This window comes from Clostridium hominis, assembly GCF_014287825.1.
GTDB lineage: Bacteria > Bacillota > Clostridia > Clostridiales > Clostridiaceae > Clostridium > Clostridium hominis.
Window position 1 is genome coordinate 98217 of sequence record NZ_JACOOO010000005.1, and the last position, 11611, is coordinate 109827.

The window sequence follows — 11611 nt, forward strand, 5'->3', positions numbered from 1 at the left end:
ATTCCTTTTATCTTGCCATATAAGATAATCTATTTTGTTCTGCTTGTTGATATGCATATGTCTTCATCCAACCATCGTAATAATCCTTTTTATACATTGAATAACTTGATTTATTCGCAATTACAAATAGAGGTATCTCTTCACTAACTAAGTATTCTAAATCCTTAAAAATCTTAATTCTTGCATCAAAGTCTGTTTCATAAACTTGTGCTTCTGCTAGTTCAGTCATTTCTTTGCTACTATATCCTATAGCTCCCATAGAGTGAGGATTTGTTCCACTAAACTTTGACTCATCAGAAAATAAAGTTCTCATAAATGTAGGTGGATTATTTCCCCATCCTCCATTACCAACAAGTGCAAATTCGTAATCTCCATTATTAATCATAGTATCTCTTGTTGCTGAATCATAGGCTACTACGTTAACCCCTATTCCTACAGCTTCAAGATTATTTTTAATTATTTCTCCAATATTTACATCATCACCACTATCAGCAACTAAAAGTGTTACATTATAACCTTTTCCATCAAATACTTCTTTTGCCGCTTCTGGATTATATTCATACTTTATTACATCTTCATTGTAATAAAGACTTCCTTCTGGAACATATCCAGCACTTCCAACAGTACCTGCTCCCCTAAATACATTATCCACTACAGATTGTCTGTCTAATGCTGCATAAATAGCTTGCCTTAATTTTATATCTAGAAAATCTGGACATTTCTCATAATTGATTAACATTTTATATCCCATATCATTCGCTTTTTCAACTATGCCAACAGAACTATCACTTACATATTTATCCTTTAAATCAGCAGGCATTGAGGTTATATCAATTTCACCATTTTCAAAAGCTAAAATTGCATCACTAACAGGTACAAATTGTATTTTTTCTGCTGCTTGTTTTCCGTTTACCCAACCTTCATAAGCAGTAAACTCATATGTTCCAGTAGCACCTTCATATGCAGTACACTTGTAAGCTCCACTACCTACTAAATATCCATCTCCAGTATAGCTATATGGATCATCAACCTTTTCCCATATATGCTTTGGAATAATAACAAAAGATCCTAAACTGCTTAATGTATCTGCATTAGCCTCTTTAACAGTTATAGTTATTGTCTTTTCATCTACAATTGTATAATGGTCTACTATAAATTTTTCACCAGCTCCAAGAGAATTGCTTACTGGTGGATTCTTCTTGAAATAATCAATAGTAAAAGCTATATCCTCCGTAGTTAATGGAGTACCATCTTGGAATGTTGTATTATCAAACAAAGTAAAAGTATAATCATTGCCGTTAAAATCAAAGCTTTCTGCAAGCCATGATATATCACTTGTTTCATCTTTTTCTAAAAGGCTTGCATAAACAAGTCTCATCTTTGCTGTTCCAGGGCCTCTAGATTCATTTAAAAACGGATTAGGGGTTCCCCAATCTGTTCCTCCCTCTAATTTTAAGGTTTCTACTAAGTAACCATCTGAATCTTTATTTGATTCTATATTATCTTTATTTTCATCTACATTATTACTAGCTGTTCCATTTGTATTATCTACATTAACATGACTTCCACATCCGCTAACTGTAAATACTAACACAACAATCATAAAGCTAGCTAACAATATTTTTTTAATATTTTTCATCTTTACCTCCATAATTCTATATCATTTTATTATAACAAGCCAACTATATCATTCATCAATTTTATCTACAAGCTACCTATAGGGTTATTAATTTCACTAAAAATATTCTATTAAAATATTTCCATAGAAATAAAGCAATAAAGGGATTATATAGCTATTTATTAGCTATATAATCCCTATCTCTAATAACCTATCCCCCCGGTTAGCAGTATAGTCTAATTTTTCATAAAAATATCTAAGTAAAACTATATTTTTTAAAAATGCTCCCCATTTTCATAATAGTTTTTATGCTCTAATCCTTGGAAAACTACATCTAAACATTCTCTGTCCTTCTTAAAGTGACTTGTTATAGCCTTTGCTACCTTATCTTGAACTTCTTGACCTCTATCAAACCAAGCAACTTCTATTATCGTAGGAGGTACAACTACTTCTCCATCCATTATAAAAGTATTATTAATTAATTCTATAGTAAAATAATCTCTTGGACATTCTATTATTTCTACTAATTCATCTATTAATACTTTACTTTCCTTCATAACCTCTTCTTGAGGTATTCCTTTAACTCTTAACATCGGCATAATCTATTTCTCCTCATCCTCATTGTTCTATCTTAATTATTAATTCTTCACTCTTACGTACTACTTAATTAATCATATTATTCTAATAGAGATTTATCTAAGAATTTACCTATTACATCTACTGTTGGTTGAACATTTACGAAAGCATCTTGGTCTACTTCTTCTACAGCTTTCTTTATAAATAAAAGCTCATGCTTTGATATTACTGTTATAACAGATTGTAACTCTTCTTTTGTATATCCACCTAAGAAGCCTTTACCTATAGTTACACCTCTTAAATTGTTAGATAACAAATTCTTTGCCATCTCTTCACCTTTTTTGGTGTAAATAGTAACTGTTAATTTATGTTGTTGGATAAAGAACCTATCCATTACTTGGGTCATTGCATATATAGCTACTAAACTATATAATGATTGTTCCCATCCGTATATAAGCCCTGCTGCTAATACAATAGCTCCATTTAGTAAAAGTCCAACTTGACCTACTGACTTCCCTGTAAGCTTTTGAACAACTAAAACTATAATATCAGTACCTCCAGTAGAAAATCCTTCTCTTAGGCATAATCCTACACCTGCACCTGTTAAAACACCACCAAATATAGCTGCTAAAATTTGATTATTTGTTATTTGGACCATTGGTATTATCTTCATAAAAAATGATGATGATGCAACTGCTAATATAGTATAAACAGTAAACTTTTTACCTAATTTAAGCCATGATAAAATAGCTAACGGTAAATTTATAATTAATACCCATGCAGATATACTTATATTAATATTAAAAAAATCTAAGCCAACTGAAGATAATAATTGCGAAAGTCCAGTAACCCCTCCTGAAAATATATTACTTGGTGCTAAAAACATATTTACCCCAACAGCTGCTAAAACTGCATAAAATACTATAACTATTGCTCTTTTAATTATACTTCTCATACTGCCTCTCCTTTATATTTATCTTTAGATCTATTTTAAAAATTATATACATTATTTAATATTATATTGTTATAAATAATTTTCAATAGTTTTTTCTTACGTTATCATAAATTTATCCATCTAATAATAATATCTGCAAAAACTGTAATAATACTTATGTTTTTATAAAATTTATTATATATTTCATACTTTTGAAATAACCATTCTACCTGCTGATTTATATTAAACTTATTATTTTCCATAATTATGTATTATACTTATATAAGAATATAATAAGAATTTTATAATTACCTAACACAACTTTGATTTTGTTATATAAAAGGGGCAGATAAAATATGTTTAGTTTTAATGATCTAAAAATCATTTGTCAGGAATTTAATATTGAGTGTATTCAAATAAGTGATGTAATTGATACATCCAAATCTGAATCAGATAGACGTTTTAATTACAAAATTAATAACGAATACTTTTTAAAAATTAATAATTCTACAGTTATTACTGAAGATTTTTTGCAAGACATATCAACTTTGATCTCAAAATATAGAAAAATAGGAGTATATTGTCCAAGTCTTATAAAAAACAAAACCGGAAATTTAGCTTGCTACTATGAGAAAGATAACATTCAATATATTTGTTATATTGAAGAATGTGCACCATATAATATTTACAATTCAAAAGATAACTCAATTGACTATACTTTTAGAAAAAATGTGGTTAAACACATTGGTAAACTCGCTCAACAGTTTTCAAATATCGATTTATCTAAATTTAAATCAATGTGGTCTCTGATTGAATTAGGCCCATTTGATATAAATAAAGATGAGAAACAAGAAAATCTTGATAGCCTTGTTTCTACACTAAAAGAAAAGCAATTCAATGACTTATCAAATAAATTAGTGCTAATTAATCACCAACTTAGAGAACATATAAAGATTTATATTCATCAACTTCCTAGATGTGTTTACCAGGGTGATTTGAATGATTCAAATATTTTAGTTGATGATAAAGGTGATTTTAGAGGAATAATTGATTTTAATATGTTTGGAACGGAAGTTAATATTAATTGTTTCTTAAACGAAACAATGTATTATTTAGAAAAGTCTGATTTTGATCAACTAACAGCTCAAGAGATTTTTGATAAAATGAACAAAGTGCAAGAACTTTTATTATCTGAAATATTTGAATCTTATAGTTTAAATAATTTAGAGCTCAATATATTTAAATATTATAAAAAGATTATTTACCTATCATTTTATCCTAATGTGGCCTTATGGAATTCTTTAATTTCAAAAAATCAACATTTAGACAAGGTTTTAGAGTTAATAAATATTATTTTGAATTCTTAAAAAACATGAAATAAGTGCGAGCTAAGCTCGCGCTTATTTATATTGCATCAAAAAAGCTTACTTGGTCACTTTCTGAAAGTCCACCTAAGCATCCAAACTTTCTTAGTAAGTCTGTTGTAGAATTTCCTATTTTAGCTCTCTTTCTTAAATTATCTATGGAACTTATAGGAATATCTTCATGAACAGCATTAAATATAGATTCAGCTGCTATATTCCCCATGCCGGATATACTATTTAATGGTGGTCTTATTCCATCGTCTTCAATTTTGAATTTAGTAGCATCAGATTTATATAAGTCTATTGGTAAGAATCTTATCCCTCTCTCATACATCTCTAAAACAATCTCTAAATCATCATACATATCTTTATCCTTTGGTGCTGCTTCATTACCTTGCATCATTATCTCGTTCATTTTTTCTTTTACTTTTTCTTTTCCAAAAATCATAAATTCTGCATCAAAGGCTTTAGCTCTAATAGTAAAATAAGCAGTGTAATATGCTTTAGGTATATGAACCTTAAACCATGCTATTCTAAATGCCATCATTACATAAGCTGCTGCATGGGCTTTAGGGAACATGTATTTTATCTTTCTACAAGAATCTATATACCATTCTGGTACATCATGTTCTCTCATCATAGCTTCATATTCTCCCCATTTTTCTGGATCCTTTAAGGCTTTACCCTTACGTACTGTTTCCATTATCTTAAAGGAAGCATTGGGATCAAGTCCTTTTTTTATAAGATAAATCATAATATCATCTCTTGTACACACCGCTTCACTTAAAGTAACAGTTCCTGCATCTATTAAATCTTTAGCATTACCAAGCCATACATCTGTACCATGAGAAAGTCCTGATATACATAATAAATCACCAAAGCTTTTAGGTAGTGTATCTAAAAGCATTCCTCTAACAAACTTAGTTCCAAACTCAGGTATTCCAAAGGTTCCGACCTTTGAATTTATCTGTTCTGGAGTTACTCCTAGAGCTTCTGTTGATGAAAATAAAGACATAGTTTCCTTATCATCAAGAGGTATCTTTTGAGGATCTACTCCAGTTAAATCCTGTAGCATTCTTATTACTGTAGGGTCATCATGACCAAGTATATCAAGCTTTAAAAGATTTTGGTCAATAGAATGATAATCAAAATGTGTTGTTATGATATCTGAATCCGGATCATCTGCTGGATGTTGAACTGGACAAAATTCAAATATCTCTCTTCCCTTAGGTACTACTATAATTCCCCCTGGATGTTGTCCTGTAGTTCTTTTTATCCCTGTGCAACCTTTAGAAATTCTAGTAATTTCAGCTTTATTTGCAGGAGTATTTCTTTCGTCAAAATATTTTTTAACATATCCAAATGCTGTTTTATCTGCTATTGTACCTATTGTACCAGCTTTAAAGGTAGTTCCTTTACCAAAGATAACTTCTGTATATCTATGTGCTTTTGCTTGATATTCACCTGAAAAGTTTAAATCTATATCTGGTTCTTTATCCCCATTAAATCCAAGGAATGTTTCAAAAGGTATATCCATACCATCCTTATCCATCTTCTCACCACAGACAGGACAATCCTTATCAGGCAAATCAAAACCATTCTTATATCCATAGTCTGTAAAGTCTGAATACTTACATTTACTGCATCTATAATGAGGAGGTAGTGCATTTACCTCTGTTATTCCTGTCATATACGCTACAACAGATGATCCAACAGATCCTCTAGATCCTACAAGGTACCCATCTTCATTTGATTTCCACACAAGCTTTTGAGCAATTATATACATTACTGAGAATCCATTCTTTATAATAGAATCAAGCTCTTTATCTAATCTTTCTTGAACTACAGTTGGTAGCTCTTGCCCATATAATTCATGAGCTTTTCCATAAGCTATATCTTTAATTGTCTTCTCACAACCTTCAATATGAGGAGGACATTTTTCTGGAGATATAGGACTTATCTGTTCACACATATCTGCTACTTTATTAGTGTTTGTCACAACAACTTCATAAGCTTTTTCTTCCCCTAAATATGAGAATTCCTCAAGCATCTCTTCAGTAGTTCTCAAATATAATGGAGCCTGATTATCTGCATCTTTAAATCCTTGACCAGCTTCTAAAATACGTCTATATATTTCATCTTCTGGATCCATAAAATGAACATCTCCTGTAGCAACTACAAGTTTCCCTAGCTTTTCAGCTAAAGCTACAATTTTTCTGTTTATATCTTTTAAATATTCATTATCAGGAACTTCTCCATTTCTTATTAAGTAATCATTATTTCCTAATGGTTGAATTTCTAAGTAATCATAATCTTTTGCAATACTTTCAATTTCTTCATCAGACTTTCCAAGTAATATCGCTTTATAAAGCTCGCCCTCACTACACGCACTTCCTAAAATCAATCCTTCAGAATATTTCTTATACATGCTCTTTAATATACGAGGCTTTTTATAGAAATAATCTAAATGAGAATATGAAACAAGCTTATATAAATTCTTTAATCCTACATAATCCTTTGCAAGGATTATAGCATGATAGGTTTTTACTTTTTTATAGCTTTCTTTTTGAGCTTCTTCATCAAAGGCATATTTATCTATGTCCTCTAAAGTACTTGCTCCTCTTTCTTTTAAATTTTCAAGCATTATATTAAATACTTTAACTGTTGTATCAACATCATCTAATGCTCTATGAGCAACCTCAACCTTTATTCCAAGATTTTTAGCTATTCTTCCTAGCTTATATGTTTTAAAATGTGGAAAAACATCTTGAGCTAACGATAAAGTGTCAATATACGTAAAGTTAAAATCATATCCTAAAACCTTGGCATTATGCTTTAAGAAACCTATATCAAAATCAGCATTATGTGCTACTAAAACAGTACCGCCAATAAAATCTAGCATTTTAGGAAATATCTTATCTATGGTCTCTGCACCCTTTACCATATCATCAGTTATATTAGTAACTTCAACCACTCTTTGCGGAATAGATTTTTGTGGATTTACAAAAGTACTAAACTTATCTATTACTTTACCATCTTTAATCTTCATTATCCCTATTTCAGTAATCTTCTCTGTCTTAGGTGAAAATCCTGTAGTTTCTAAGTCTAAAACACAATAAGTAGTATCTATACTCTGACCTCTTCCATTAGTTACAGAGTTCTTTTTATCTGGTGCTAAATATGCTTCTACACCATAAATTACTTTCATATTATCATTGTTTCTTCCTAATAATTTATGAGCTTCAGGAAAAGCCTGCACAACTCCATGATCTGTTATAGCTATAGATTTCATTCCCCAGCTCATAGCTCTCTTAATTAAATCAGCTGCACTACTCATAGCATCCATCTGACTCATCTTAGTATGCATATGAAGCTCAACTCTCTTCACTTCTGAGTTATCCATTCTTACGGTCTTTGTCATACCAGAGGTTTCTACTATAGTATTTGCAATTACTTCTATTTCTCCTGTAAATTTACTCACACCTGAATTTCCCCAGAGCTTTACTCCTTTAGCCTTTTTAATTCTTGATACTACTTCTTCATACTGTTCACCTTTTACGAAACATTTACAACTAATGGAGCTTGAGCCATCGTATAAATCAAAAGAAACTAACATCTTTCCACTACGTAACTCTTTACTCTCCATGTTAGCAACCTCACCTGTTATAGCTACAGTTCCTTCATAAGGTGTAATATCACTTATTTTAATTATATCTTCTCTAAATCTAGCACTTCTGCCTAATATCAATGCAGCATTATCTTCCTTTTTACTACTCTTTGTATATTCTTTGGCTTTATTTGCCTTATTATAATCTTTATTACCTTGCCAACTTTTCTCACTATTCTCCCTATTGCTGCTCTTCCTCTTTGAGTTTGGTAGGTTACTTTCCATTACATTCTTAAGAGTAATAATTTCTTTCTTAATCTCATCATCTTTTATCTTCATTAACTCTTCATGATCCACTCTATCAATAAAATTTATCTTATAAGTCTTTCCATATAAGTTCTTTACAGACTCTTGAATCTCTTTATGATAATTTAAATCTCTAAATATATGAGATATCTCAACTTTAAAATAAATATTTATTGTATTACTGCTTACTTCATATTCTGTATTCTTTATTGCACCTCTCAAAAATGGATGTTTTACAGAAAGTAATAACATTATATTTTTTATCTCTTCTTCTATAGGTTTTTTCTCCACTTCTTTTGTATAGGTTATAACTATTTTAGAATCATTAAGTACGAACCTATCCTTTAAAAAATTGTTGAAATCTTCAATTTCTTTTACATCTAGATAACTATCCGAACTAATATTAAGAACTAAAGCTTTAGCTTTTTTTCTTAACGTAACATTTTCTACAACTGCATTAGTAATATTACTATCTACATAAAAATCACTAAAAATTTCCCTTACTCTTTTCATTATTTTTTCAAACCTTTCTTAAAAAGATTCATCACATCCTTTTATTATATAACTACTTACCACAATTTGTAATTATGTAAACATACTCATATTTATAGTTTCTAGTAAACAATCTCTTAATATCTTTACTTTTTTCATTTTTACTTACATTCTGAATTATATAAATTATGTTAAATGCTTTCATCAATAAAAAAATATAATTCTTTAGGCACTAACATTAATGATTCTCAACTAAATAGCCTACAATTTAGTTTGTTAAAAATATAAAAATTAAAATAGGAATGTAGATTATGAAGATAGTTCTTCATAATCTACACTCCTATTACTTTCCACTTGTCACTTGTCACTAAAAATTATAACTTTATTATTAAACTTAAGTTTATAAATTAATTACTATTATATCTATTAATCTCAGCTTCTTTATCTTCTTCAAACTTACGCGCTTCCCCTATAACCTCTACCTTGCCTTCTTTAATAGCATTAGTTATATTATTTACAAAGTAAAAATGTTCTTCACTTAAACCTAAGTCTTCAAAGTTATCTTGGAATTTATTAAAATAATTCATCTTATAATAAGGAAAATATAAAGATAATCCTCCTACTTCAGCCATAGTGGTAGTTTTCCTACTATATTTAACAGAATTATTAATAGAATCTATTACATTTTGTGATGAATTCATATTTAATCTCTCTGCCAACCTTAATATATCTACATGATCTGTTAAGTTTTCTGCATAAGCTTCAACTTCACTTCTTACTAAAGATACTCGTTCATACTCTTTATTTTCTAACTCATAATTTATTTCACTTATCAAATTACAAACCTCATTATAAGTAGCTCTTATCTCACTTAAATCAGTAATTGATAATACTGCATTTTCTGGAACCCCTTCGCCTGAGTTATACTCTACAAAATCATCTATAATAATATTCCCTAGTTCAACTGTATCTATAGATGTATTACTTGATAATTGATTTAGCCAATTAGTATAATACCATCCTGCAAATGGTTCTATTTCAGCTGATGCAATTAAATAATCAGCAAAAGGCTCAAGAGTGTACGCCACTTCTAATGTAGACATAAAACAAGCATCAAAACCTATAAAGTCAAAATATGTATCACTATCATCTAAAGCTTTCTCCAAACTATAAACATTCATATTATCATTTTCGAAATTTTCATCTTGTCCAAAACCTTCAACTGCTCCAAATCCATGGTTCCAAATTATCAAACCATATCTGTTAGCCGGATAATTATCTTTAGAGTACTTTATGAACTCAGTTAGAGTATTGGGTTCAGCCATATTCTTCAAACCCAAATTATCATTTACTAATTGCAACTCTCCATTTTCAACAGAAAATATTTGAGTCCTTCCCTCGCTAATTTGCTCATTAGTCCAATCTATACATCCACCTGTTTGTATTAATATATTTACGTTTTCACTTATATCTGCAGATAAAATTTCATTTATATCAACACTTGCAGTTCCATATTTAGATTCTAAATCAGATCCACACATATAAATCATTAAAGTAACAACATCTTCATTATTTCCTTTAATATTGGTTCTGTGTTCTCTTTTTAGGCTCTCAACTACATTTTCTTCTACTTCAATAGTTTCATCTGTTTCATTTATTTCTTCTTCTATTTGAACTACAGCATTTTCTTCCATTGCTCTTTTATTATTTGTACACATATTAAATAAACAAATAGTTAAAACACTAATTATTAATAACTCTATATATCTATACCATCTTTTCATATATATCCCCTCTAATTTTATATCCTATAAATTATATCATATTTTAATTAAATCGATTATAATTATCTTGTTTATTATTTATCTATAACACAAAAATATTAAATAAATTTATGATATACTTTTTGTAAAAACTATAAAGGATATGATTTTATGATAAAACAGCATATTAATATTATCATTTCACCAGCAAAAAAGATGAATATATGTGATGATGATTTATCACCATCCTCTATCCCCTGCTTTATGGATAAAACAACTATTCTCTATGAAACTTTGAAAAATTTTTCTTACGATGAATTGAAAAAACTATTAGTTTGTAATGATCAAATTGCAGAACTTAATTACGATAGATATTTACATATGGATTTGAATAAAGCTTTCACTCCAGCAATCCTTTCCTATGAAGGAATTCAATATAAATATATGTCTCCAACTTCTTTTTCTAATGATGAATTTGAATACATAAATAAACATTTAAAAATAATTTCCGGATTTTATGGAGTATTAAAGCCTTTTGATGGAACAACTCCATATCGATTAGAAATGCAGGCCAAGCTTAAAGCCAATAATTTTAAGGACCTTTACTCTTTTTGGGGTGATAGTATATATAAAGAAGTTCGTAAAGATTGTGATATAATTCTAAATTTAGCTTCAAAAGAATATAGCAAAACAATTGAAAAATACTTATCCGTAGACGATAAATACATTACTTGTGTATTTGGCTCTCTACAAGATTCTAAAATCAAAGTTAAAGCTACTGAAGCAAAGATGGCCCGTGGTCTTATGGTTAGATATTTAGCTAGTAATAACATATATAATATTGATGATATAAAAAACTTTTCAGATTTATCTTTTAAATACTCTGAAAAACATTCATCAGAAAATGAATTTGTATTTTTGAAATAGGTTATTTGCTACGCTTACAAAGAG

At 29.3% G+C, this 11611-nt stretch carries 7 protein-coding genes; 2 read left to right on the top strand and 5 right to left on the bottom strand.

What is annotated here, in order from left to right:
* Positions 1-7: 7 nt before the first annotated feature.
* The 3 genes from H8S20_RS05060 to H8S20_RS05070 all read right to left on the bottom strand — a co-directional run bounded on the left by H8S20_RS05060 (position 8) and on the right by H8S20_RS05070 (position 3149).
* Positions 8-1639 carry an ABC transporter substrate-binding protein gene (locus H8S20_RS05060; protein WP_243177516.1) on the bottom strand — a complete coding sequence of 544 codons (1632 nt, stop codon included), beginning with the start codon at positions 1637-1639 and terminating at the stop codon, positions 8-10.
* A gap of 254 nt (positions 1640-1893) precedes the next feature.
* Entirely contained in the window at positions 1894-2217 is a 324-nt protein-coding gene (locus tag H8S20_RS05065; protein WP_032117803.1) for a DUF1904 family protein, read from the bottom strand.
* 77 nt (positions 2218-2294) lie between these two features.
* Positions 2295-3149, bottom strand: coding sequence for a YitT family protein (locus tag H8S20_RS05070; protein ID WP_032117802.1), 855 nt, complete (start codon positions 3147-3149; stop codon positions 2295-2297).
* A gap of 335 nt (positions 3150-3484) precedes the next feature.
* Between H8S20_RS05070 and H8S20_RS05075 the strand changes: the two genes are divergently transcribed.
* Positions 3485-4495: a phosphotransferase gene (locus H8S20_RS05075; protein WP_032117801.1), complete on the top strand. Its 1011-nt coding sequence runs from the start codon at positions 3485-3487 to the stop codon at positions 4493-4495.
* A gap of 37 nt (positions 4496-4532) precedes the next feature.
* Here H8S20_RS05075 and polC read toward each other — a convergent pair whose 3' ends face one another.
* Positions 4533-8921: a DNA polymerase III subunit alpha gene (polC, locus tag H8S20_RS05080; RefSeq protein WP_366455647.1), complete on the bottom strand. Its 4389-nt coding sequence runs from the start codon at positions 8919-8921 to the stop codon at positions 4533-4535.
* Positions 8922-9304: 383 nt separating this feature from the next.
* On the bottom strand, positions 9305-10681 hold the full coding sequence (locus H8S20_RS05085) for a clostripain-related cysteine peptidase (RefSeq protein ID WP_186859446.1): 1377 nt from the start codon (positions 10679-10681) through the stop codon (positions 9305-9307).
* Positions 10682-10831: 150 nt separating this feature from the next.
* On the opposite strand from H8S20_RS05085, the gene yaaA reads away from it, so the two are divergent.
* The gene (gene yaaA, locus H8S20_RS05090) at positions 10832-11587 is read left to right on the top strand and encodes a peroxide stress protein YaaA (RefSeq protein WP_207725252.1); all 756 of its coding nucleotides are present in this window, start codon (positions 10832-10834) and stop codon (positions 11585-11587) included.
* Positions 11588-11611 lie beyond the last annotated feature (24 nt).